Annotated in this window: 20 protein-coding genes and 1 pseudogene; 7 read left to right on the forward strand and 14 right to left on the reverse strand. The window is 64.6% G+C overall.

Annotated elements, in window-relative coordinates; all coding sequences use genetic code 11:
- Positions 1 to 5: 5 nt before the first annotated feature.
- The 4 genes from ccoO to ACFLEY_RS33545 all read right to left on the reverse strand — a co-directional run bounded on the left by ccoO (position 6) and on the right by ACFLEY_RS33545 (position 3,909).
- Positions 6 to 740, reverse strand: coding sequence for a cytochrome-c oxidase, cbb3-type subunit II (ccoO, locus tag ACFLEY_RS33530; RefSeq protein ID WP_011085549.1), 735 nt, complete (start codon positions 738 to 740; stop codon positions 6 to 8).
- A 12-nt stretch (positions 741 to 752) separates the two neighbouring features.
- On the reverse strand, positions 753 to 2,402 hold the full coding sequence (gene ccoN / locus ACFLEY_RS33535; protein ID WP_011085548.1) for a cytochrome-c oxidase, cbb3-type subunit I: 1,650 nt from the start codon (positions 2,400 to 2,402) through the stop codon (positions 753 to 755).
- A gap of 209 nt (positions 2,403 to 2,611) precedes the next feature.
- Entirely contained in the window at positions 2,612 to 3,037 is a 426-nt protein-coding gene (locus tag ACFLEY_RS33540; protein WP_011085547.1) for an HPP family protein, read from the reverse strand.
- Positions 3,038 to 3,075: 38 nt separating this feature from the next.
- Positions 3,076 to 3,909 carry a universal stress protein gene (locus tag ACFLEY_RS33545; protein ID WP_060910995.1) on the reverse strand — a complete coding sequence of 278 codons (834 nt, stop codon included), beginning with the start codon at positions 3,907 to 3,909 and terminating at the stop codon, positions 3,076 to 3,078.
- Between the two features lie 206 nt (positions 3,910 to 4,115).
- On the opposite strand from ACFLEY_RS33545, the gene fixL reads away from it, so the two are divergent.
- The 4 genes from fixL (at position 4,116) to ACFLEY_RS33565 (ending at position 7,516) form a co-directional block, all read left to right on the forward strand.
- Positions 4,116 to 5,633, forward strand: coding sequence for a sensor protein FixL (gene fixL, locus ACFLEY_RS33550; protein WP_060912983.1), 1,518 nt, complete (start codon positions 4,116 to 4,118; stop codon positions 5,631 to 5,633).
- Positions 5,634 to 5,636: 3 nt separating this feature from the next.
- A complete protein-coding gene (gene fixJ, locus ACFLEY_RS33555; RefSeq protein ID WP_060910994.1) occupies positions 5,637 to 6,254 on the forward strand; it encodes a response regulator FixJ in 618 nt (205 codons plus the stop codon).
- 43 nt (positions 6,255 to 6,297) lie between these two features.
- A complete protein-coding gene (locus tag ACFLEY_RS33560; protein ID WP_011085543.1) occupies positions 6,298 to 6,714 on the forward strand; it encodes a response regulator in 417 nt (138 codons plus the stop codon).
- Between the two features lie 103 nt (positions 6,715 to 6,817).
- On the forward strand, positions 6,818 to 7,516 hold the full coding sequence (locus ACFLEY_RS33565) for a helix-turn-helix domain-containing protein (RefSeq protein WP_060912982.1): 699 nt from the start codon (positions 6,818 to 6,820) through the stop codon (positions 7,514 to 7,516).
- A gap of 61 nt (positions 7,517 to 7,577) precedes the next feature.
- Here ACFLEY_RS33565 and ACFLEY_RS33570 read toward each other — a convergent pair whose 3' ends face one another.
- The 4 genes from ACFLEY_RS33570 to ACFLEY_RS33585 are packed head-to-tail and all read right to left on the reverse strand — an operon-like array spanning position 7,578 to position 13,478.
- Positions 7,578 to 8,873, reverse strand: coding sequence for an MFS transporter (locus ACFLEY_RS33570; protein ID WP_038965827.1), 1,296 nt, complete (start codon positions 8,871 to 8,873; stop codon positions 7,578 to 7,580).
- A 23-nt stretch (positions 8,874 to 8,896) separates the two neighbouring features.
- On the reverse strand, positions 8,897 to 9,430 hold the full coding sequence (locus ACFLEY_RS33575) for a PRC-barrel domain-containing protein (RefSeq protein ID WP_028174756.1): 534 nt from the start codon (positions 9,428 to 9,430) through the stop codon (positions 8,897 to 8,899).
- Positions 9,431 to 9,452: 22 nt separating this feature from the next.
- On the reverse strand, positions 9,453 to 11,657 hold the full coding sequence (locus tag ACFLEY_RS33580; protein WP_060910993.1) for an amylo-alpha-1,6-glucosidase: 2,205 nt from the start codon (positions 11,655 to 11,657) through the stop codon (positions 9,453 to 9,455).
- 57 nt (positions 11,658 to 11,714) lie between these two features.
- Positions 11,715 to 13,478 carry an ABC transporter ATP-binding protein gene (locus tag ACFLEY_RS33585; protein ID WP_060910992.1) on the reverse strand — a complete coding sequence of 588 codons (1,764 nt, stop codon included), beginning with the start codon at positions 13,476 to 13,478 and terminating at the stop codon, positions 11,715 to 11,717.
- Between the two features lie 278 nt (positions 13,479 to 13,756).
- Between ACFLEY_RS33585 and ACFLEY_RS33590 the strand changes: the two genes are divergently transcribed.
- A complete protein-coding gene (locus tag ACFLEY_RS33590; RefSeq protein WP_028174754.1) occupies positions 13,757 to 14,827 on the forward strand; it encodes a glycosyltransferase family 4 protein in 1,071 nt (356 codons plus the stop codon).
- Positions 14,828 to 14,950: 123 nt separating this feature from the next.
- Here the strand turns inward: ACFLEY_RS33590 and ACFLEY_RS33595 are convergent, their stop codons facing one another.
- The 5 genes and pseudogenes from ACFLEY_RS33595 to ACFLEY_RS33615 all read right to left on the reverse strand — a co-directional run bounded on the left by ACFLEY_RS33595 (position 14,951) and on the right by ACFLEY_RS33615 (position 21,338).
- Positions 14,951 to 16,879: an alkyl/aryl-sulfatase gene (locus ACFLEY_RS33595; RefSeq protein ID WP_396604309.1), complete on the reverse strand. Its 1,929-nt coding sequence runs from the start codon at positions 16,877 to 16,879 to the stop codon at positions 14,951 to 14,953.
- A gap of 247 nt (positions 16,880 to 17,126) precedes the next feature.
- Positions 17,127 to 18,410, reverse strand: coding sequence for a TRAP transporter large permease (locus ACFLEY_RS33600; protein ID WP_028174752.1), 1,284 nt, complete (start codon positions 18,408 to 18,410; stop codon positions 17,127 to 17,129).
- Between the two features lie 291 nt (positions 18,411 to 18,701).
- Positions 18,702 to 19,079: pseudogene (locus tag ACFLEY_RS33605) on the reverse strand (TRAP transporter small permease); the annotation flags it as partial.
- A gap of 176 nt (positions 19,080 to 19,255) precedes the next feature.
- A complete protein-coding gene (locus tag ACFLEY_RS33610) occupies positions 19,256 to 20,257 on the reverse strand; it encodes a DctP family TRAP transporter solute-binding subunit (protein WP_028174751.1) in 1,002 nt (333 codons plus the stop codon).
- Positions 20,258 to 20,567: 310 nt separating this feature from the next.
- Entirely contained in the window at positions 20,568 to 21,338 is a 771-nt protein-coding gene (locus ACFLEY_RS33615; RefSeq protein ID WP_060910991.1) for a methyltransferase domain-containing protein, read from the reverse strand.
- A gap of 138 nt (positions 21,339 to 21,476) precedes the next feature.
- On the opposite strand from ACFLEY_RS33615, the gene ACFLEY_RS33620 reads away from it, so the two are divergent.
- Complete coding sequence (locus ACFLEY_RS33620) at positions 21,477 to 22,220, forward strand: SDR family NAD(P)-dependent oxidoreductase (protein WP_060910990.1); 744 nt, start codon at positions 21,477 to 21,479, stop codon at positions 22,218 to 22,220.
- Between the two features lie 167 nt (positions 22,221 to 22,387).
- On the opposite strand, the gene ACFLEY_RS33625 is transcribed toward ACFLEY_RS33620, so the two are convergent.
- Entirely contained in the window at positions 22,388 to 23,500 is a 1,113-nt protein-coding gene (locus ACFLEY_RS33625) for a helix-turn-helix transcriptional regulator (RefSeq protein ID WP_162185824.1), read from the reverse strand.
- A gap of 195 nt (positions 23,501 to 23,695) precedes the next feature.
- Here ACFLEY_RS33625 and ACFLEY_RS33630 point away from each other — a divergent pair, with 195 nt between their 5' ends.
- A complete protein-coding gene (locus ACFLEY_RS33630) occupies positions 23,696 to 24,631 on the forward strand; it encodes a class I SAM-dependent methyltransferase (RefSeq protein ID WP_249163058.1) in 936 nt (311 codons plus the stop codon).
- Positions 24,632 to 24,739: the final 108 nt, after the last annotated feature.

Consider the following 24,739-nt stretch of genomic DNA (forward strand, 5'->3'; position numbering starts at 1 on the left):
CCTTCTCAGCGAAGATTGGCTTTCTCGTTGTAGATCTTGAAGTCGACCAGCGTGCCGAGCATCTGCAGATACGCGATCAGCGCGTCCATCTCGGTCGGCGTGCCGGTCTTGCCGTCGAAGTTGCGCACCACGGCCTTGGCGTAGCGCTTGTTGAAGGCGTCGGCGCCGGCATTGTCCGGATCGGCCTGGGCCTTCAGATCGGCGCTCGCGTTGGCGATCTGGTCGTCCGTGTAGGGCACGCCGACGGTCCTCAGCGTACGCATGTGGTCGGCGATGGTGTCCGGATCGACTTCGGTTGCGCTGAGGAACGGATATCCCGGCATCACCGACTGCGGCACGATCGCACGCGGGTTGGTCAGATGGGTGACGTGCCAGTCGTCGGAGTACTTGGCGCCGACGCGGGCGAGGTCCGGACCGGTGCGCTTGGAGCCCCACTGGAACGGATGGTCGAACATGCTCTCGGCGGCCAGCGAGAAGTGGCCGTAGCGCTCGACTTCGTCGCGCAGCGGCCGGATCATCTGCGAATGGCAGAGATAGCAGCCTTCGCGGACGTAGACGTTGCGGCCGGCGAGCTCCAGCGGCGTATAGGGCCTCACTCCATCGACCTTCTCGATCGTGCTCTTGAGGTAGAACAACGGAGTGATCTCGACGAGGCCGCCGATCGCGATCACCAAGAGGATGCCGACGATCAGGATGATCGAGTTCTTTTCGAAGACTTGGTGGCGTGTCCAGAACGACATTGCTTTAGCTCCTCATTCCGCCGGCTGAAGAGCGACGGGCATCTGGACTTCCGCCTCGCCGACGCGAACGGTCATCCAGAGATTGTAGGCCATGATCAGCGCGCCGATCAGGAACAGCCCGCCGCCGGCAGCACGGATGATGTAGAAGGGATGCATCGCCTCGACGGTCTCGATGAAGGAGTATTCGAGGAAGCCGAGCGAGGTGTAGGCGCGCCACATCAGGCCCTGGAGGATGCCGGACACCCACATCGCCGAGATGTAGAGAACGATGCCGAGGGTCGCGACCCAGAAGTGCCAGTTGACGAGCTTCAGGCTGTAGAGGCCCTTGCGATTCCAGGCCCACGGCACCAGGCAGTACAGCGCGCCGAAGGAGACGAAGCCGACCCAGCCGAGCGCGCCGGAGTGGACGTGGCCGATTGTCCAGTCGGTGTAGTGGCTGAGCGAGTTGACCACCTTGATCGACATCATCGGGCCTTCGAAGGTCGACATGCCGTAGAAGGCGACGGAGACCACGAGCATGCGCAGCACGGGATCGGTCCGCAGCTTGTCCCAGGCGCCCGACAGCGTCATCAGGCCGTTGATCATGCCGCCCCAGGAGGGCATCCACAGCATGATCGAGAAGGTCATGCCGAGCGTCTGCGTCCAGTCGGGCAGCGCCGTGTAGTGCAGATGGTGCGGACCTGCCCAGATGTAGAGGAAGATCAGCGCCCAGAAGTGGATGATCGACAGGCGATAGGAGTAGATCGGCCGCTCGGCGCGCTTGGGGATGAAGTAGTACATGATGGCGAGGAAGCCGGCGGTCAGGAAGAAGCCGACCGCGTTATGGCCGTACCACCACTGGAACATCGCATCCTGGATGCCGCCCCAGGCGACGTAGGACTTCGAGCCGAACGCCGAGACGGGAAGCGCGGGGTTGTTGCCGAGATGCAGCACCGCGATCGTCACGATGAAGGCCAGATAGAACCAGTTCGCGACGAAGATGTGCGGTTCCTTGCGCTTGATGATGGTGGCGAGGAAGACGAGCAGATAGACCACCCAGACGATGGTCAGCCAGAGATCGGCATACCATTCCGGCTCGGCATATTCCTTCGACTGGGTGACGCCGAGCAGATAGCCGGTGCCTGCGACCAGGATGAAGAAGTTGTAGCCGACCACGACGAACCAGGGCGCGAGATCGCCGGCAAGGCGCACGCGGCAGGACTTCTGCACGACGTAGAAGGATGTCGCGATCAGCACGTTGCCGCCGAAGGCGAAGATCACGGCGGAGGTGTGCAGCGGACGCAGGCGGCCGAAACTGATCCAGGGCAGATCGAAGTTCAGCGCGGGCCAGGCCAGCTGCGAGGCGATGATGAGGCCGACGAGGAAGCCGGCAATGCCCCAGAACATCGCCATGAAGGAGGAGAACTTGATCGGCCCCATGTTGTAGTTGGGACGGCCGTTGATCTCCGCCGGCGGCAGCGCCGCCGGGCGCTCGAAGTAGCGGTTGACGATGCAGAACACCGCCGCCACGCTCGCCGCCGCGCTGAGCGCGGCGTGGAAGGCGAAGGGCGCGTCGAGCGCCTTGGCCGCGGCGATCACGCAGAGGAAGGCGGTGGCTGCGAACACGACAGCCAGGCCGCTTTCACCGATGGTCATGGATTTGGAGATGGAGGGCTGGCTCATACGGATTCTCTCTGAAAGAACACAGCGCCAGAAACCACATTCACCCTCGCGGGGAATTGATTGAAATCAAGATAGGTGGATTTCTGTTAATGTGAGGCTTTCGCGGATCAGAGAGCCATATCAATCGCCTGCGGCCGGCGCCGCGCGCGCGTCGACCGATCGCTTCCGTGAAATCACGGAGTTTGAAATCGCGGGAACTGGAGGCCCCGTCAGTCGCGCGCGGTCGCCTTGAGCGCCGCGATGACGTCCTCGCGGGCGATGATGCCGACGAGCTTCTGCGCGCCGTCGAGCACGATGATGCTCCTGATGCGGTGCTCGACCATGATCTGGAGCACGCGCGTCAGCCGCGTGTCGGGGCTGACATAGATGAACTCCGGCGTCATGACGTCGCCGATCTTGCGGCTCATCAGGTCATGATAGCGCGGCAGCATCTGGCTCGGCGTGAAGGCGAAGCATTTCAGGATGTCGAACTTGGTGACGATGCCGACCACCTGTCCGTCGTCCTCGACCGGATAGGAATTGAAATCGTCGCGCTCGAACATCTCGCTGAGCTCGAGCATGTCGATGTCACGTTGCACCGTCTTGACGTTGCGCGTCATGTAGCCGTCGACGGTCTGCTCAAGAAATCTGTACACGGCGCGTCCTCCTCGAATAGCTTTTGGCCGAACGGCCGTCAGTGCGACAGCAACACGCTACGGGCGGATTGAGTGACCAGATACTGGGTGACGCCTCCCAGGATCAGCTCGCGAAACCGCGAATGTCCATAGGCGCCCGCCACGATCAGGCCGGCTCCGACGTCGCCGGCGACTTGCTCCAGTTGCGCGGCGGCGGGTTCGTCTCCCGTAGCCTCCGAGACGCGCGCGGTCGCGGTGACGCCGTGGCGGGCGAGCCAGGCGGCTACGTCGGTGACGCCGGCCATCACAACCGAGCGGTCGTCGTCGCGCTCCGGAATTGCAGCGATGGTGACGTCCCTCGCCTTGCGCAGCATCGGCAGCGCGTCCGCCACCGCCCGCCGTGCCTCCGGCGTATCCTTCCAGGCCACCAGCACGCTGCGCAGGTCGAGCCAGTTGGCCCCATCGGGGACGACGAGAAGCGGGCGTCCGGCCTGCATCACCAGATCCTTGGGGCTTGCGAGCGCGAAAGCGTCGGAGAAGGCCGGGCTCTGCCCGCCGCTGACGACGATATCGGCGCAGCGCGCCTGCGCAAGGGCGAATCGCGCCGGAAAATCCATGGCGCTGCGCCACTCGGCATGCCCGCCGCGATTCTTGGTGGCGGCGCGGAATTGCGCCTCCAGAGCCGCCAGCCGTCGCCTGACGGACGCTTCGCCCTCGTCGATCAGTCCCTGGGCGGCGGCGCCGTCGGTGAAATAGAGTGGCGGGGCGAACTGCGCCGCGGCAACCCCGACGATGGCTGCCTCGAATCGCTCGGCGAGCTCGCCCGCGACCTGAAGACGCGCCTCGTTGGACTGGTCGAGCGCCAAGCTGACCATCACGGTCGCGTATGTCATTAGAATTCTCCGGGCAATGAACTGCTATGAAATCTAGCTGTGCCGGCGCGAGGCAGGATGAGATAGATCAAACCGTCGCCCACACGGGACCACCGGAATTACGCCAATGGAATCAAACATCGGAACTTGCCTCCAGCCCGGGCTTGGGCGAAATTGCCGCCGTGGTTGCGGCACCCGGCCCGTGGCACGAGAATGGGAGTGACACCTTGGCGCCGACCCGCGTAACGCATCCGCCGGATGACGGCCGGGGCGAGCATTTCCGAGTCCGGATCGAGGGATTCGGCGTCGGCACCTGGGATCTCGACCTCAAGACCCGGGCGCTGGACTGGTCGGATACCGCGCGGACGCTGCTCGGGATCGGGCAGGACCAGCCGGCGAGCTACGACCTCTTCCTGTCACGCCTCGAGCCCGAGGACCGCGAGCGCGTGGAGAGCGCGATCAAGCGCGTCTCCGAACGCGGTGGCGGCTTCGACGTGTCCTTCAGGGTCGCCGGCACCTCCAACGCAGGACAGTGGATTCGCGCCCGGGCCGGACTCATTCGGGACGAAGCCGGCACCGCCCGCCATCTCAGCGGCATCTTTCTCGATATCGACCAGGAAAAGCAGGTCGAGGGTGCGCTCCGTACCCGCGAGAACCACCTCCGCTCGATCCTCCACACAATTCCCGACGCCATGATCGTCATCGACGGCCACGGCATCATCCAGCTGTTCAGCACCGCCGCCGAGCGCCTGTTCGGCTGGTCCGAGCTCGAGGCGATCGGCCAGAACGTCAACATCCTGATGCCGGAGCCCGACCGCTCCCGGCATGACAGCTACATTTCGCGTTACCGCACCACGAGCGATCCCCACATCATCGGCATCGGGCGCATCGTGACCGGCAAGCGCCGCGACGGCACCACCTTCCCGATGCACCTGTCGATCGGCGAGATGCAGTCCGGCGGCGAGCCCTATTTTACCGGTTTCGTCCGCGATCTCACCGAGCACCAGCAGACCCAGGCGCGTCTCCAGGAACTGCAATCCGAGCTCGTCCACGTCTCCAGGCTGAGCGCCATGGGCGAAATGGCGTCCGCGCTCGCGCACGAGCTCAACCAGCCGCTGGCGGCGATCAGCAACTACATGAAGGGCTCGCGGCGGCTGCTTGCCGGCAGCAGTGATCCGAACACACCGAAGGTCGAAAGCGCCCTGGACCGCGCCGCCGAGCAGGCGCTGCGCGCCGGCCAGATCATCCGGCGCCTGCGCGACTTCGTTGCCCGCGGCGAATCGGAGAAGCGGGTCGAGAGTCTCTCCAAGCTGATCGAGGAGGCCGGCGCGCTCGGGCTTGCCGGCGCGCGCGAGCAGAACGTGCAGCTCCGCTTCAGTCTCGATCCGGGCGCCGATCTCGTTCTCGCCGACCGGGTGCAGATCCAGCAGGTCCTGGTCAACCTGTTCCGCAACGCGCTGGAAGCGATGGCTCAGTCACAGCGACGCGAGCTCGTCGTCACCAACACCCCCGCCGCCGACGACATGATCGAGGTCGAAGTGTCCGACACCGGCAGCGGTTTCCAGGACGACGTCATTCCGAACCTGTTTCAGACTTTCTTCACCACCAAGGACACCGGCATGGGCGTGGGACTGTCCATCAGCCGCTCGATCATCGAAGCTCACGGCGGGCGCATGTGGGCCGAGAGCAACGCATCGGGCGGGGCGACCTTCCGCTTCACCCTCCCGGCAGCCGACGAGAATTGATGCATGACGACCAAGGGACATATCTACGTCATCGACGACGACGCGGCGATGCGGGATTCGCTGAATTTCCTGCTGGATTCTGCCGGCTTCGGCGTCACGCTGTTTGACGACGCGCAAGCCTTTCTCGACGCCCTGCCGGGTCTCTCCTTCGGCTGCGTCGTCTCCGACGTGCGCATGCCGGGCCTTGACGGCATCGAGCTGTTGAAGCGGATGAAGGCGCAGCAAAGCCCCTTTCCGATCCTGATCATGACCGGCCACGGCGACGTGCCGCTCGCGGTCGAGGCGATGAAGTTAGGGGCGGTCGACTTCCTGGAAAAGCCGTTCGAGGACGACCGCCTCACCGCCATGATCGAAACGGCGATCCGCCAGGCCGAGCCGGCCGCCAAGAGCGAGGCCGTCGCGCAGGATATCGCCGCCCGCGTCGCCTCCTTGAGCCCCAGGGAGCGCCAGGTCATGGAAGGGCTGATCGCCGGCCTTTCCAACAAGCTGATCGCCCGCGAATACGACATCAGCCCCCGCACCATCGAGGTGTACCGGGCCAACGTCATGACCAAGATGCAGGCCAACAGCCTTTCGGAGCTGGTTCGCCTCGCGATGCGCGCCGGCATGCTCAACGATTGAGCCAAGTCAAGGCCCTTGCCGGATGCTGTGCTAGCCATGCAGCATGATCGAGGTCAGTTCACATCACGAGCGGCTGCCGTCCTCCACAAAACCCACCGTCTTTGTGGTCGATGATGACGCCGCAGTCCTGGGATCCCTGCGGTTCCTGCTGGAAACCGACGGCTTTGCCGTGCGGACCTTCAGGAGCGGCACGGCGCTGCTGAATGCCGGCGGCGCGCCCGGGGCCGACTGCTACGTGATCGACTACAAGATGCCCGACATCAATGGAATCGAGCTCGCCAGCCGCCTGCGTAAATCGGACGGCGAAACGCCCGTGATCCTGATCACCGGCTATCCGGACGAAAACATCTCGACCCGGGCCGCCGCGGCCGGCGTAAAAGACGTGGTTTTGAAGCCGCTTCTCGACGAAAACCTGCTCAAGCGTATCCGCCGCGCCATCCAGGACCGGCCTCGGGCGTGACCTACGGGGTTCTACGTAAGGCACCCCCCTTAAGATATCGCTCGAAATTTTCGAACCTCCCGATACCGCGTACCAATGCGTCATCACAACGGAGATGGCGCAGATGCTGACCCAGACACTCAAGACCCAGGTGATCAACACCCAAATCGGTGGCAAGATTGCCCCGCCCCATCAGGTGTCCGACCAGTTCGGTGCGATCACGGGCCATGTTGGCCTCGTCGCCACCGAGTTCTCCTACCGCAAGGACGAGGAGATCTATGGCGAGGACGAGCCGGCCGAATATGTCTACCAGGTCGTCACCGGTGCCGTGCGCAGCTACAAGCTTCTCTCCGACGGCCGCCGCCAGATCGGCGCCTTCCATCTTCCCGGCGACGTGTTCGGCCTCGAATCCGGCCCCAGCCACCGTCTTGCCGCCGAAGCCATCATCGACACCAGCGTGCGCCTCGTGAAGCGCTCCAGCCTCGAGAAGGCCGCCGGCACCGACGTGCAGGTTGCCCGCAAGCTTTGGGCGATGACCGCCGGCGAACTTCGCCACGCCGAGGACCACATGCTGCTGCTCGGCCGCAAGACCGCGATGGAGCGCGTCGCGACCTTCCTGCTCGAAATGGACCGCCGCCTCGCCGTCGCCGGCATGATGGCGCTGCCGATGTGCCGCCGCGACATCGGCGACTATCTCGGCCTCACCCTCGAAACCGTGTCGCGCGCGCTGTCGCAGCTTCACTCCCAGGGCATTCTCGGCTTCTCCGGCGCCCGCCAGATCGTGCTGCGCAACCGTCAGCGCCTGCACAATCTCGACGCCTGATCATCTTCCTCCCCCTACTTGGCCGGCCGAACCCGATTCGGCCGGCCATTTCTTTTGTGGTTCAGAGCGTGGTGCGCCGGGTCTCCGGCATCACGAGGAGGATCAAAAGGAGCCCTGTCGCAGCAACGCCGGACAGGCCGATGAAGGCGGTGGCGTTGCCGAACTTGTCGCTGACATAGCCGCCGAGCGCCGTGCTCAGCGACGCACCGATGCCGGTCGCGGTGCCGACGATGCCCTGCGCCAGATTGAAGTGACCGCTGCCGAAGGCGACGTCGGCGACGATCAGCGGAATCATCACCGCGAACACCGCCGCGGTGATGCCGTCGAACACCTGCACCGCGACCAGCAGATAGGGATCGCGCACGGTCGCGAACAGCAGCCCGCGAATCACCAGCGCGCCGAATCCTATCAGCAGCAGCGGCCTGCGGCCCCACGCTTGCGCCTTGCGCCCGACGGTTGGCGACAATAGCGCCACGATCGCCTGCGGGACGACGATGCAAAAGGCGACCAGCACCGTCGCCCACTGGCTCGACCGCGCCGTCACCGCGCTCGCCATCAGCGGCATCATCGCGGCGTTTGCGAGCTGCAACAACAGCACACTGAGCGCGAAGACGATCAGCGGCCGCTGCCGGATCAGATGCCAGACATTGGTGTCGCCGCGATCCTGCGCCTCGCGCGGCATCTCGCCGTGGCAGCGCGCGATGTCGACCTCCTCCTCGCGGATGCGCGACAGCGCGATCAGGGTGGGGATCGCGAGCAGGAACGTGACCAGGAAGACCGAGCGGCTCGACAGCAGATAGCCGGCCGTGCCCATCACGGCGGCGGCAACGCCATTGCCGAGGGAGGCAAACCGCGCGTTGCGGCCGAGCCGCTCGCCGATCGCGAGCGGACCGACGAGGCCGAGGCTGATCGCGGCGATCGCCGGGCCCAGCACGCAGCTCGCCGCCGCATGCAGCGTCGCGGCGGTCACGACCACGGGGAAGATCGGCATGGCGGCATAGGCGAGCGCGCAGCCGCCGATGGTCGCGATGGCAAGGGCGGCGACCAGCCGCTCGGATTTTGCCGCGTCGATGATCGCCCCGCCCGGCATCTGCCCGATCAGGGCGACGATGCCGCCAATCGACAGCACGAGGCCGATCTGGCCCTGCGTCCATTTCTCCGTCGTCAGATAGACCGCGATGAAGGGGCCGAAGCCGGTCTGCACGTCGGCGAGGAAGAAGATGAACCAGTCGAGGCCGCGCAGGCTCCGGCGCGACGGTGCCGGAAGACCTGCGGCCGACGGCGCTGCAACGTTGTCCTGTTCAACGCCGCGAGCGCGATCCTCGGCTGCTTGGTTCGGCTTTCTCGACAACAGCACCGGCGGCCATCCCTCCCCGCGCCTCACTGAATCGCTTGCAGCGGTTGCAGGCTCCCGGATGCGCCGAGCACCACCATCGGCGTGTCTTCCTTGTATTCCGGCGCGGCCGCAACCTGCGCCTTGGTCAATTCCAGCGTGATGCTGTCCTTCTTGTTGGCGATCTTGCCGAACCGCATCGCGTTCCAGTCCACCACGATCTTGCGGCTGCCGACGCCGAGGAAGCCGCCGAAATCGATCACGGCGGCACGCACGTGCCCGCTCCGATCGACGATGACGTCGACGATGCGGCCCATGTCCTCGTTCGCGGCGCTGAGCACGTCGCGGCCGAGCACGCCGTGCGCATCGCTCGCGCCGATGATGGTCACCGACGGCGGCGGCGCGGCATCCTTCGGCGTGACTTGCACCGCCGAGGCCGGCGGCTGGGCCGTCGCCGGCGCGTTCGCTTCGCTTCGCGGTGTACTTGGCGCCACGGGCTGTTCCTCCGCGGCGCGCGATACCGCGACCGTCCATCCCGCGACGATCGCGACGCTCAAGGCCAACCATCCGGCGGTACGCATGAACCCTCCTCGCGGCGCGCCGTCAGCGCGCCAGCACGATCGACACCTGTATCTGTCCGCGCGTGCGCAATACCTCCAGCGCCACGTCTTCGCCGTGGCGGCTGACGCGCAGGTCCACGCTGGACTCGCCCAGACGCAGATCGCGCACGATGACCTCGTTCAGAAACGCCGGCAGATGCGGATTGCGCAGGCGGATCTCGCCGCGCGCCACGTCGAACTCGATGCCCAGCGCCGCCTCCAGCAGCGTGAACGGCGTCGCGCTGGCCCAGGCTTGCGGCGCGCAGGCGACCGGATAGAGCGTCGGGCCGCGCCGCTTCTCGCGCCGGAAGCCGCAGAACAATTCGGGCAGCCGGCGCAGATCCATGTAGGTCGCGGCGTCGAACAGCCCCTTGAAGACATGCGCCACCGAATGCTTGAGCCCGTAGCGCGCGAGCCCGAGCGCAATCAGCGCGTTGTCGTGCGGCCAGATCGAGCCGTCATGATAGGACATCGGATTGTAGCGCACCTCGCCCTGCGCGACCGTGCGGATGCCCCACCCCGAGAAGAAATGCGGCTGCATCAGGTCGGCGGCGACGAGACGGGCGCTGTCCTCGCGGATCATGCCGCTGAACAGGATCTGCCCGGCATTCGAGGTCCGCACCTTGCAGGGCCGTTTGTCGCCGTCGAGGGCAAGCGCGTAGGTGCCGAGCTCCTCGCACCAGAACGCCTGCTCGAAACGCGCGGCCAGCGCCTTGGCCTCGGCCTCGAGCTTGCGCACGCGGTCCGGCTTGCCGAGCCGCAGCGCACAACGCGCGGCAAGCTGCTTGGCCGCGTAGACGTAGCCCTGGACTTCGGCGAGGGCGATATTGCCCTCCGCGAGCCGGCCGTCGGCATGGAAGATCGCATCGTAGGAATCCTTCCAGCCCTGGTTGGCCAGCCCCTTCTCGGTCGCGCGCTGGTATTCGACGAACCCGTCCTGATCGGGATCGCCGGGACCGTCGATCCACGCCAGCCCCGCCTCGATCGCGGGCCACAGCTCGATCAACGTGGCCGCGTCGCCGGTGCGCTCGAAATAGCTTCCGGCGAGCAGCACGAACAAGGCGGTCGAATCCACGCTGCCGTAATATTGCGAGAACGGCACCTCGCGCAGCGCCGCCATTTCGCCGCCGCGCATCTCGTGCAGGATCTTTCCGGGCGCGGCATCGGCGAGCGGATCGATCGCCTTCGCCTGGAAATGCGCCAGCCGCCGCAGCACGCCCTTGGCGACCCGCGGGTCCACCCAGAGCATCTGGAGCGCCGTGATCAGGCCGTCGCGGCCGAAGGTCGTCGAGTACCAGGGAATGCCGGCATAGGGATAACGGCCCTGCGGCGTCTCCGTCATCAGCATGTTGAGGTCGGCCATGGCCTGGCACAGCACCTCGTTGAAGATGTTGTTGGAGGTCTCGATGCTGGCCGCGCCCATGGTCGAGTGGCGCATCTCGCGGCGGTGGGCCAGCAGACCCCTGAAGAAGCGCGTCGGCTTCTCCGCCACCGGCCGGTTGCAGGACGCAGCCACGAACAGCGATTTCGACTGATGCGGATCGAGCTCGAGCTGCCAAGTGGCGGCGTTGACGGACAGCCGCGTCGGACGCGGGTCGAAATGCAGGCCGGTGGTGCGCTCGGCATCGTCGAGGCCACGATATTCGAACAGGACGTCGGTCGGCCCGAGCAGGCGGCTGGCGCCGGTCCCGCGGCGCGGGCGCCGCTCGCCGCGGACCTCGAACAGATCGGCAAAATCATTGTCGAACAGCAGCGTCAGCTCGAAGCCGGCCGGCCGGTCGCCGTGGTTCTGCACGCCGATGCGCTGATAGGCGGTGCCGCGCCACAGGAAGATCGTGCGCACGATGTGCAGCAGGTCCTTTTGCAGCGCGAGGCTGCCCTGACGGTAGATGTCGGGGTTGGTCAGATCGACGGTCAGCGCCGAATTGTCGTCGCGCAGGTTGGAGCCGAGCAGCAGGGGCTGGAGATCGTCGAGCACGAGCTCCAGCCGCGCGAGGTAGCGCGTGTCATGGTGAAACAGGCCGTCCGGCCCGCCGGCCGATGCACCGATGTCGCCATGGCTGTCGAGCACGATGAAGGTGTCGTCGTGCTTGAGCGAGCGCCGCGGCCGCGCCGACGGCCCCGTCATCGGGATATAGAACGGCTGCTCCGCGACCTGCTCCACGGTCCGCGCCACAGAGACGAACTTGGTGACGACTTCGGCTGCCATGAGCTGCTCCCCTGCGCCTGTTTGGAAACGCAACCAACGCGAACGCGACTGTCGGGTTTACGCGGCGGCTTGCGCGAGCCGGCTCATTTCCTGCGTCACCAGCTCCCGATAGGGCCCATGGCCCTGCATCAGACGCTCGGGCGAGCCGTCCTCGATGATCTTACCACCCTTCAATACGATCACGCGGTCGAAATTGCGCAGGGTCGCGAGGCGGTGCGCGATCGCGATCACGGTGCGGCCACGCATCAGGCGCGTCAGCGCCTCGCGGATCGCCTCCTCGGATTCGCTGTCGAGCGCCGCGGTGGCCTCATCCAGCAGCAGGATCGGCGCGTCCTTCAGGAAGGCCCGTGCGATCGCGATGCGCTGGCGCTGACCGCCGGACATCTTGACGCCGCGGTCGCCAACCATGGTGTCGAGACCTTCCGGCAGGCTATCGATGAAATCGCAGCGCGCCGCGATCGCCGCGCGCAGCACCTCGTCGTCGGTCGCGTTCGGCCGGCCGTAGCGGATGTTCTCGCGAATGGAGCGGTGGAACAGGGAAATGTCCTGCGGCACGACGGAGATCGCTTCACGCAGGCTGAGCTGGGTCACCATCGCGATGTCCTGGCCGTCGACGGTGACGCTGCCTTCGTCCACGTCGTAGAAGCGCTGCAGCAGCGTGAACAGCGTCGACTTGCCGCCGCCGGACTGGCCGACCAGGCCGACGCGCTGGCCGGGCTGGAGCCGCAGGCTGAACCGCTCGAAAATCTTCTCGCCGCCGGGATAGCCGAAGGTGACGTTGTTGAACGCGATCGCGGCGCCGCTCTTGACCAGCGGCTCGGCCTCGGGGTGATCGCGCAAGTCGTGCGGCACCAGCAGCGTCGCGATCGCCTCGGTCAGGCGCGCGACATGCTGGGTCACGTCGACCAGCGCCACGGCGAGGTCGCGCGTCGCGTTGAGAATGGACAGGCCGAGGGTGCAGACCAGCACGACGTCGCCGGTCGTCGCCTCACCGTCCTGCCAGAGCGTGATCGCCAAGGCCATCAGCGCAATGGTGAGCACGACGGTCACGCCGGCATGCGTGAGCCGCAGCTTCTCCAGATAGCGCAGGCTGCGGCCGCGCGCGGTGAGTTCCCGATTCACGGTCGCATCGAACCGCTCGTGCTCGTGGCTGATGCCGCAGAAGGCCCGGACCAGCGGCATGTTGCTGATGACGTCGATCATCTCGCCGTCGACGACGGCGGCCTTGTCGGCAAAGTCGTCATGCAGCGGCTTGCCGGCCGCGGCCAGATGGAACATCGCAATCACCATGCCGCCCGCGACCACGATCAGGCCGAGCGCCATGTAAGGACTGACGGTTCCAATCAGCATGATTGCCGCAATTGTGGCAATGCACGGCGGCAGCACGTTCCAGACGAACATGTTCTCGACCGTGAACACCGCGTTCGATGTTGCCGTAATACGGCTGGTCAGCATGCCAGGCATACGATCGGAGAAGTAGCTCGGCGCGTGTCCGGTCAGATGGCGAAAGATGTCCCGGCGCAGATCGCCGGTGACGCGAACGAACGTAAAGCTCGCCGTCCAGCTCGCGATCCGCCACAGGAAGTTGTCGGCGGCGATCAGCGACATGAGCAGAATGAATGCCAGCCATACGCTGCCGCCATGCGCGGTTCCCGCCGACAGGCTGTCGACCAGGGATTTGACGCCATACTGCGTGCCTACCGAGCAGGCAACGGCTGCAACAACAGCGGTCAGGATCACCAGGTGCGAGGCAAGCCGTCGCCGAAGATAGCGCAAGACAAAGGCGAATGGCCTGCGCGCGTATCCAGAAAGATGATCCATATGGCTATCGCCCCGTCGTGTTGATTAGAGTTTTTTTGTACCAGCCGACTGAACATCGACCGCTTCGCCCGGGTTCCGGGCCAGGCGATCACGACATGCGGATGCGGACGATCTGCGAAGAGGAGATGGCAGCATCGAGACAGGCGCGCGATGTGTCGAATATGTAACGTTTGTTGAGAGGAACTTCGCAAGTGCGGGAACGTTCCCTTCGCTGGCATGGCCGGTGCCGTACAGGTTGGGGGTTTTCCAACGTTCATGATCGCAGAGGAGAAGGCGAGATGCGCATCGCGCAGGTAGCTCCGTTGACGGAGGCTGTTCCACCCAAGCTGTATGGCGGCACCGAGCGGGTGGTGCATTGGTTGACGGAAGAGCTGGTGGCCCTGGGACATGACGTGACGCTGTTCGCCAGCGGCGACTCGCAGACGTCGGCGAAGCTGGACGCCCTCTGGCCGCGGGCGCTTCGCCTCGACGGTTCCGTGCGCGATCCCAACGCGTTGCACATGGTGCTGCTGGAGCGCGTGCGGCAGAAATGTGACGACGAGGAGTTCGACTTCCTCCACTTCCATCTCGATTATTATCCGTGGTCGCTGTTCCACCGGCAGCCCACACCGTTCCTGACCACGCTGCACGGCCGGCTCGACCTGCCGGAGCATCAGCCGGTGTTCAACATCTTCTCCAAGATGCCGGTGATCTCGATCTCGAATGCCCAGCGGCGGCCGGTGCCGCAGGCGAACTGGGTGACGACGATCCATCACGGCCTGCCGGAGAACTTGCTGACGCCGAAGCCGGCCAGGCAGGAATATCTCGCCGTGCTCGGCCGCATCGCGCCGGAGAAGGGCGTCGACCGCGCCATCAAGATCGCGACCCATTGCGGCATCCCGCTGAAGATCGCGGCAAAGGTCGATCGCGCCGACCAGGATTATTACGACGAGCTGATCCGGCCGATGATCGCGAACAATCCGCTGGTGGAGTTCATCGGCGAGATCAGCGATCACGAGAAGTCGGAATTCTTGAGCGGTGCGCTCGGACTTCTGCTGCCGATAGACTGGCCCGAGCCGTTCGGCCTCGTGATGATCGAAGCCATGGCCTGCGGAACGCCGGTCGTCGCCTTCAACCGCGGCTCGGTGCCGGAGATCATCGACGAGGGCCTGACCGGCTTCGTCGTCGAGGACATCATCAGCGCCGCCGGCGTCGTCAAGCGCCTTCCGCAACTGGACCGCGCGGCGATCCGCAAGCAGTTCGAAAAGCGCTTCACGGCGCGGCGAATGGCGCTGGACTATCTCGCGGCCTATCGCAGCCTGACGGAAGCGCAGGCACCGAAGATCAAGCTGGTGAGCAGCGCGGAGTAGCACTTCTACGCCGCTGCCAGTCGAAGTGCCCTCTCCCCTTGTGGGAGAGGGCTGCGACAGCCAAGCCTCAAACTCGTTTGGGTGAGGGGTTGCCTCCACACCCGAAGGCATTCCCGCACTCGCTTACCCCACCGCCGCCCGCTTCGGCTCCACGATCTCGAACATGCGTGGAAACTCGTCCATCAGGCCCATCAGCTCGGCGAGCCGCATCGGGTTGCCGGCGAGCTGGACCTTGCCGGCGGCGACCGCCTCCGGAAAGCTCGTCAGCTTCGCGATCACCTCGTCGAGCGTCGCGCGCGCCAGCGTGAAGCTCGCGTCGGCGTTTTCCGCCTGCACGCCCTCGCTATAGGTGAGCGCGCAGTTTTCCAGGTTGAGCGCGAAGGTCTCGCCGGTGTCGGAGAAGCGCCAGTTCAGCACGATGTGCTTGCCTTCCGCCTTCGGGCCGTTGAGGCGGATACCGAGCACGTCCCAGAGCTGCTCGGTGCGCAGCGCCGCCAGCGTCTCGCGCGGCATCGGCGGGCGCGGTGGGGCCTTCGGCATGCCCTGGCGCAACTCCTGGGCGCCGAACAGATAGGCGTTGCGCCAGGTCGCGCTCTCGGCGGCGTAGCCGAGCTGCTCCAGCGTATCGGCCAGCAGGTGACGTGCCGCCGCGTTGTCAGGCTCGGCGAAGACGAGATGGCCGAGCGCCTGCGCGACGAAGCGGAATTCGCCCTTGTCGAAGTCCGTCCGAGCGCGCGCGAGAATCGCGTCGGCGCCGCCCATGTACTCGACATATTTCTTGCCCGAGGCGACCGGCGGCAGCGGATCGAGATTGACCGGATTGGCGTCGTACCAGCCGAGATATTTCTGGTAGATCGCCTTCACATTGTGGCGGATGTGGCCGTAATAGCCACGGCCGTGCCAAGCGCCCTCCAGGCTCTTCGGCAGCTGGATCGTTTCGGCGATCTCGGCGGCGGTCAGGCGATGGTTCATCAAGCGGATGGTCTGGTCATGCGCGAACTTGTAGAGATCGCGCTGCTGCCGGATCATGGTGCCGATACGCTCGCGGCCCCACACCGGCCAGTGATGCTGGCCGCACATCGCCTCCGCCTTGCCGTCCCATAGCCGCAACGCCTCGCCCAGGTATTTCGACCAGGCCAGCGCATCGCGCACGTCGGCGCCGCGGAACGGCAGCAGATTGTGGAAATTGTGGGTGCAGTTCTCCGCGAGGTTCAACAGCTTGTAGCGCGGAACGAAGAAGTGCATCTCCGCCGGCGCCTCGCTGTTCGGCGCCATCTGAAACTCGAATTCGACGCCGTCGATCACGCGCCTGTCGCCGGTCGCCATGATCAGATCGGTCGGGCGCAGCAGCGCGACCGAGCCTGCCGCCATCGACTTGCCGAGCCCGCAATCGACCTGCCCGCGCACGCCCTTGGCGAGGAACGAGCCGAACTGATACTGCGCCCGGCGCAGCATTGCCGGTCCCGCGATGATGTTCTCGGAGACGGCGTGCTCCATGAACAGGTTCGGCGCGATGATCGGCACGCGTCCCGTGGCGAGCGCGTCCTCCTCCAGCACGCCGCGCGCGCCGCCCCAGTGGTCGGTGTGGGTATGGGTGAAGATGACGGCGGCCACCGGCTTCATGCCGCGATGCCTGAAATAGAGATCGAGCGCGGCGCGCGCGCCTTCGATCGAGGTCAGCGTGTCCACGACGATGACGCCGCTGTCGCCCTCGATCAGCGTCATGTTGGCGATGTCGAGCCCGCGCACCTGGTAGACGCCGGGCACCACCTCGAACAGCCCATGCTGCATGTTGAGGCGCGACTGCCGCCACAGGCTGGGATTGACCGTGGGTGGCGCTTCGTCGGCCGAGAGAAAGCCGTAGGGCTCGAGGCTCCAGACCGTCCGCCCCTGCGGATTGGTGATCGCCGCATTCTCGATCGTGCCGAGAAAGCCGCGCGCGGCATCGTCGAAATCCCGCGTGTCGGAAAACGGCAGCGCATTCAGCATCGCCGTTTGCTGCGCGATGACGGACGGCGTCGCGTCCTTGGGCGAGCGGCTGAGTTCAGTCATTTTGGTTTCCTCCGGCCTGTTGCGCGCATCTAACCGCATCTCGCGGGTGATTGCCATCATTGGCGGAGGCCGCACAGGCGTCCTTCTCTTCTCCCTTGCGGGAGAAGGTGGCGCGAAGCGCCGGATGAGGGGTTGTCTCCGCGAATTCACTTGTGATGGGGACTCGCGGTGAGAACCCCTCACCCGGCTTCGCTTCGCGAAGACACCCTCTCTCACAGCGGGAGAGGGACCGAATTCGCCGCCCTCGCTAATGCATCCCCAGCACCCGCGGCAGCCACAGCGTCAAATCGGGCCAGTAGGTCACGATGACGAGGAAGCCGAGCATGGTGATCAGCCACGGCAGCACCGCGACCGCGAGCTCGGTTATTCGCATTCGCGCGATCATCGAGGCGACATAGAGGTTGAGGCCGACAGGCGGATGGCAAAGGCCGACCTCCATGTTGACGTCCATCACGATGCCGAAATGCACGAGGTCGATGCCGAGCTTCTTGGCCGCCGGCGCCAGGATCGGCGCCATGATCAGGATGATGGAGTTCGGCTCCATGAAGTTGCCGGCGAGCAGCAGCAGCACGTTGACCACCAGCAGGAAGCCGACCCAGCCGAGGTTCTGCGCCGCGATCCAGTCGGCAAGCGTCGCCGGCAGGTTCTCGTTGGAGAGCACGAAGGAGAACAGCACCGCGTTGGTGACGATGTAGAGCAGCATCGCGCTGGTGTTGGCGGCACGGAGCAGCACCCGCGGCACGTCCTTCAGCCCGATGGCCTTGTACACGAACACCGCGATGACGAAGGAGTAGACCGCGGCCATCGCCGCCGCCTCGGTGGCGGTGAACAGGCCGCTGTAGATGCCGCCGATGATGATGACGACCAGCATCAATCCCCAGATGCTCTCGCGGAAGGTGCGGACGGTCTCGCCCCAGCTCGCCTTCGGCATCCGCGGATAGTCGCGCTTGCGCGCGAGCCACCAGGTGACGATACAGAGCATCGTCGTCAGCATGATGCCGGGCAAGAGGCCCGCGACGAACAGCGCGCCGATCGAGGTATTGGTCGAGACGGCGTAGACGATCTTCGGGATCGACGGCAGCATCAGGATGCCGAGGGAGCCCGCGACCGTGATGATGCCGGCGCCGAAATGCATGGGATAGCCGTGGCGGACCATCTCGGGCAGCACGATCGCGCCGATCGCGGCGACGGTCGCGACGCTCGAGCCGCAGACCAGCGCGAACATCGCGCAGGCGACGATGCCGGCCAGGCCGAGACCGCCGTGCCAGTGGCCGATCAGCGAGGTCGCGAAATTGATCATGCGGCGCGCGACGCCGCCATGGGTGAGGAAATTGCCGGCGAGGATGAAGAACGGGATCGCCATGATCTCGAAGCCCTCGATGCCCGTGAAGAGCTTCATCGAGACCGCCTCGATCGGCACCGTGGTCAGCGTGAACAGGAACGTCATCACGGTGAGGCCGAGCGCGATCGAGACCGGGATGCCGGTCAGCATCAGCGCGATCAGCAGCGCGAAGACGGTCGCGGCCCGCATCCAGTGCGGCAGCAGCACCACGCCGAACTTCTCGGCGAGGCACATGGCGAAGATCAGGATCGGCGCCAGGATCAGGATGACGCCGAGCGGTGACACTTTTCGCGCGGCGGCTTTGGTCTCGGCGCCGGCGGGCTGCGGATGCAGCGCGGGCGAGACGTCGGCCTCCACGCCTTCGACATGAGTCTCGTCGTGGTGCGGCAGCTCGCCGGTCCAGTAGTAGAACCATGAGACCTGGAGGAAGCGGAAGCACATCAGGCCGGAGCCGAGCGGGATCGCCAGATAGACGAACCACATCGGCGCTTCCAGATCGTTGGACTGCTGCCCGGTGTGGAACATCTCCTTCACGAAGGAGGCGCCGAAGGCGGCGATCATGCCGGTGAACAGCGCGCCGCAGAGCAGCGCGAACAGGATCACGTGCTTGCGCGAATGTTCGGGCAGGCGGTTGACGAGCAGGTCGACGCCGACATGGATGCCGGTGCGCACGCCATAGGCCGCGCCGAACTTCGCCATCCAGATGAACATGTAGATGCAGAGTTCCTGCGCCCATGACAGGTCGAGCTCGGACAGGAAGGTGAACACCGTCATCGACAGCGTCGCGAGCCAGGTCATCCCGTGCGCGGTCGCCCAGCGCGACAGGACGATCGACTCGCCCGCGCCATAGCGGTGCATGACCGCGATGAAGATCAGGCCGGTTGCGGCCGCAATGAGCGTCGCGATCAACCATTCTTCGAGATGATTAAGCGCCTGATTGAGCACGCGAAGCAAATCAAGGTCCCCCTACCGATGCGAAACGGCCGGGAGTGCACACACTCCCGACCGTTTGTATTATTTCTCCGGAAATCGCGTCAGTTCATCTTGACGTCGAGTTCCTTGGCGACGAGATCGAGCACTTCTTGCCCGACCCGCCCCTTGGCCCATTTGTAAGTCGGCTGCATCGCTTCCTGCCACGCCTTGCGATCGGCGTCCGTGAGATAATGCAGCGTAGTCTTGCCCGCCTTCTTGATCTCGGCGAGCGCGTCCTCGTTCTCCTGCCGCGCGATCGAATTGGTGTAGTCGGTCGCCTCGTTCATCGCCTTCTCGAGCTGGGCGCGAATGTCGGGCGGCAGGCCGGACCAGAATTTGGAGTTGACGATGACCGCATATTGCAGATGGGCATGATAGGACACGGTGATGTCCTTCTGCACCTCGTAGAACTTCTGCGTCCAGTAGTTGGACGCGGTATTCTCGCAGCCGTCGACCACGCCGGTCTGCAGCGCCTGGTAGACCTCGGAGAACGCCATGATCTGCGGGATCGAACCCATCAGGCGGAAGTACTGGTCCGCGATCTTCGATCCGGAGATGCGGAATTTCAGGCCCTTGAAATCCTCCGGCTTCATCAGCGACCGATTCGACGACACCATGTGGAAGCCATTGTCCCAATAGGCGAGGCCGGTGATGCCCTTGGCCTCCAGCTTCTGGAACAGCCACTTGCCGACCGTGCCCTTCATCGCATTGGCATAGGTCTCGTCGTCCTTGAACAGCCAGGGCAGGTCGAGTGCCTCGAATTCCTTGATCCCGAGCGGCGCGAATTTCGCGGTCGAGGGCGCGAGCATCTGCACCGAGCCGAGCTGGAGCGCCTCGATCTCCTCCTTGTCCTTGTAGAGCGAGGAGTTCGGATAGACTTCGATCTTGACCTTGCCGTCGGTGTACTTCTCGGCGAGCTCCTTGAACTTCAGCGCACCTTTGCCCTTCGGGGTGTCGTTGGCGACGACATGGCTGAACTTGATGACAATGGGACTCTGGGCCTGGGCAATCGCCGGAGCCAAAGCAAACGTGGCCGCTGCGACCGCAAGAAGCAGTTTGCGCATGAAGGACCTCCCCAATACCCCTAGGAAACCGGGTTCTTTTTGTTTTGCAGGCCAGTAGTGGCAGCAATCCGCCAGCCGAACAACTAGACCTAAGCCCAATTTTCCCGCAGCCAAGCTAGCTTGTCTGCCACTGAGCGCGCAACCCGGGGCTAGCCCCTCTCCCGGGCTACCGCATATGAGATCCGAGGCTTACCGAAGGTGCTCGGCCTGCATGGTGCGAGACGCCCGCTTTGGCGGGCTCCTCACCATGAAGGTCTGATGTCACGCCGCAAGACACGACGAACGCTTATGTCGCATTGCGGCAATGCCCTCAGCCCTTGCGCTGGGCGACCATGAACAGACGCCGGAACGGGAACAGCGTCTGCCCCGCCGCATTCTTCGGATACGCCTTCGCAACCCGCATCCCATAGGCCGCCTCAAAGGCGGCCTTCTCGTCGCCCGCGAGCACGTCGAGATAGCGCGTCAGCCAGGTCCCCTTGGTCCATTCCTTCACGGGGTTCTCGCCTTCCAGCACCTGAAGATATTCGGTCTCCCAGATGTCGATATTGACGGACATCGGCGCAAGAAGATCATGATAGAAGGCCGGCCCCTCGACCGGCGGCGGGGTGACGAGATGCTCGACCTTGGAGCGCCACGGTCCGTTCAGCGCGGTCTCGCCGATCAGCACGTGTGAAGGCGCCAGAAAGTTGCGAGGCATCTGCACCGCCAGCATGCCGCCGGGCACGACCTTCTCCATCAGCGAGGGAAACAGTGCCGCATGATTGGGCAGCCAGTGCAGTGCGGCATTGGAATAGATCAGGTCATATGGCTTGGCGGGACGCCATTGGCCGAGGTCTTCATGGGACCATTGCACGTCCGGCGCCGCCTTGCGGCCGGCGGCAACCATCTCCGCCGAGCCCTCGACGCCGGTCACGGTCGCATCCGGCCAGCGCTCCCGGATCAGCTTGGTGACGTTGCCCGCGCCGGCGCCGAGATCGGCGATCTCGCGCGGCGCGAAATCCGGAATCCGCATCAGGAGGTCGACAGCGGGGCGGAGCCGGTGGCCGGAGAACTTCAGATACTGCTGCGGATCCCAGACCATCGTTCGACGCCTTTTGTTTTTCGTGTTTCCTTCAACGTGGCTCTTGGTTACCACTGCTCGTCCCGGTCAGGCAATTCGTCCTGGCAGGGATGGGCAGGAAACGGCAACAAGCAAAAGCAAACAAGAGAGCGTGCGACCATGGACCTCGGGCTCAAATCGAAAACCGCTGTCGTCACCGGAGCGAGCATCGGCATCGGCCGCGCCATCGCCAAGGGCCTGGCGGCCGAAGGCGTGCGCGTCGTCGGCGTGGCGCGGCGGACCGATCTCCTTGCCGAGCTGGTGAGCGAAGTCGGCGGCGGACTGATCACGCCGTTCGAGCAGGACGTGATGGCCAAGGACGCCGCGGAGAAGATCGCAGCCTTCGCCGTGACCGAGCTCGGCCATGTCGACATCCTCGTCAACAATGCCGGCGGCAGCCGCCCGCTGCCGGTCGACGCGCCCGACAGCAAATGGGACGAGGCGATCGCGCTGAATTTCACCAGCTACCGCCGCATTGCGCACGCGCTGCTGCCGCAGATGATCGAACGCAAATGGGGCCGCATCGTCAACATCACAGGCAAGTCCGAGCCGGAAGGCCTGAACGCCGCCTTTGCCGCGAAGGCCGCCGTGCACGCCTGGGCCAAGGGCCTGTCGCGCGAGATCGGCGAGCACGGCATCACCATCAACTGCATCCCGCCCGGCCGCATCATGAGCGAGCAGATCCGCCGCAACTATCCGCCGGACTATCGCGAGCGTTTTGCGGAAGAAGAGATCCCGGTCGGCTATTGGGGCGAACCGGAGGATCTCGCGGCACTCGCGGTGTTCCTGGCCTCGCCGGTGGCGCGGTACATCACGGGGACGGTGATCCCGGTGGATGGGGGGCTGCGGCGGTATCAGTTCTAGGATGGGGCTCTGAAACCGATCGGGCACGAGAGCATGACATGTTCGCTGTGCTCTCGGGAGCGGCTGGCGTCAGCTTGCCTTGACGAGTTGGCCGCAGGCCAACAGCGGGCACGTTGCGGGCAATGACCACGTTGTCAAACGCGTTCAAAAGGTAAGGAGTATCTCGGCTAGAGATTGCGCATGTGACCGATCAAAGCCGCCAACTCGTTCTGTCGATGCGTGGCCGTTTTGCTGAAGACCGCCTTGATCTGGTTGCGGACCGTTTCGCGGGACAGCGCCAGGTCGTCGGCGATCATTTCCGGCGACCATCCTGCAGCTATCAGTCGCGCCACCTTTGCCTCGGCCGCCGTCAGCGCAAAGATTGCCGAGAGCAATTCAATCTCAGATTTGCGGACGACCTCCATGTCCGTGAGCGTCAGGATGAACCTCGCCCCCAGAAATGGCGATCGAGCCGCCCCCGGTACGGGCAACAGCTTGATGACGATCGGACGCTTGGTCTCTCGCCGCGCGACAATGATGTCGCCAATGCGGCTGCCGGCGCGAAGACGGAGCTCCCGATCGGAGTTAGTCAACCTCGCGTCAAGAGCACGAGTTGCCTTGCCATCTCGCATGTACAATCTGTTGTTATGGACGCGGAAGTCGGCATCGAAGATTTCGGCCGCCGCCGCATTGATCTCCAGCACGCGCCCCATGCCGGTCATTGACAGCGCCGGCTCGTTGATCGAATCGAAAGCGCTCAAAGACCCGAGCAACACCTGCCTTCCCACTGCATGGGAGAGCGTGGCGGCCTCGGTCAGCGCGTCCGAGAGCAGCGCAAACGCCTTCAGGTCGTCATCTTCGAAGGCTCCTTCCCCACGCTTGCGCTGTAGCGCGAGGGCCCACATTGCCGGCCCTGCCCAAAAGGAAATCGCCGACCACCATTGAAATCCAAGCTGTCCGAGATGTCTGTAGAGGGGAGTCTTGAGCATGTCTCGCTCGGAGGAGAAGATATCCTGGTCGCGCAGAACTTTCCTGCCGGAAAGCAGTAGCGGAACTCCCCTGACGGCACGAACATCCTCTACGTGAAGATTGGCGGCAAAGTAGCCCTGGAAAGCCTCTTTCGTCGAAGGCGTCACCGGGACATCGGAAGTCCGGACATCACTCTGGAGCAGCCCCGCACCGGACGTCGCTGCCGCGGAGCAAATGTCCTCCATGAGCGGTATCCACTGGCCGGGGTCCAGCACCACTTCGCCCAACCGGGCTTTCGACTGCTCCAATCGCTGGAAATCAAAACGCCGCAATCGCATCACCCAGAAAGAAATCGTCCATATTCGGACAATCCTTGGATACTTGCCCGCCGCTGTCAATCGACACCGGCTCTGGATAACGTGCTGCGCGCATTGGGTTCTCGAGCAATTCCGCAGGCATGACCCAACTGGGTCATGCGCGAATGGCCGGCCTTCGCCACTCTATCCCGATCCTGGAGGTTGGGACGAATGGACGAAACGCACAGCGGGATTGATTTGGACGAGCTTGACCGGGAGGTGGGCGACTTCTGCCGCTTCTTTGAGCTGATGCCGAGGGATCCAGCAGCGGCAATGCACGGGACAGCCTCTCAAATGCACGCTCTTTGCTGCGCCTTGGCCAAGCTTCCGGCTCCGGCATGGAACTCACCGAATATTCAAAGGCTCCTCGCACCCGCCCGTCATCTCCACGCCCGCTCCTCATTTGTCCGCAGACTTCAGGAGTGGCCGCGCGGCTATCCCGGTGATTTCGAAACTGTCGAACTGCTCGCAGCCGGCGCGAGCCTGCCGACCACGGCCGATCCGGGCGACTGGATCGAATGGCACGCACTCAATACCGCCATCGTGCAACAGCATCGAAACAGGATCTGGTGGCAGTACCTCAAGATGTGCGCCACGACGCCGGGGCGCATCCTCTCGATTGGGTGTGGCGGAGGTGCCGACTTCCAGATCGCACCACATCGATTTACGGGATCCACGGTCGTTCTCGTGGATCTCGACAGGCAAGCCCTGGCTCTCGCCGAAGAGCGACTGAGCCGTTATTGCGATGTTCACATCGTGTGCGGCGACGTGAGACGGGCGATCCGACAGGTCCAGGACGAAGGCCCGTTCGATGTCGTCGTCTGCGGCTGCCTGTCCGACTACCTCGACGACCGAACGATCATCTCCATTCTGGGGGAATTGCGCTGCCGCCTTCTGAGGGGCGGTGGCTCGATCGTCTTCACCAATATCGCCGCAGGGAATCCGTTTCGCGTGTGGATGGAGGCCATCGCAGATTGGAAGCTGGTTCATCGCTCCGAGCCGGAACTTCGGAAAATCGCGACGGCGGCCGGTTTCGATCGCCTCGATTTTTCCGTCCGACGGGACCCGACCGGCTTAACTCACCTTGTCGAACTCAGCGTCCCGTAGCGCCATGGCAGGCGCCAGGATCATGCCGCGCGATGCCGTGTCCCGACCTCTGCTGTCCACGCTCGAGATTAAGGTAACGGCTTCATTGTCCGGCATCAGACAGCTTTT

Origin of the sequence: Bradyrhizobium sp. YCK136, assembly GCF_044570075.1 — a bacterium.
In the GTDB taxonomy this organism is placed as follows: domain Bacteria; phylum Pseudomonadota; class Alphaproteobacteria; order Rhizobiales; family Xanthobacteraceae; genus Bradyrhizobium; species Bradyrhizobium diazoefficiens.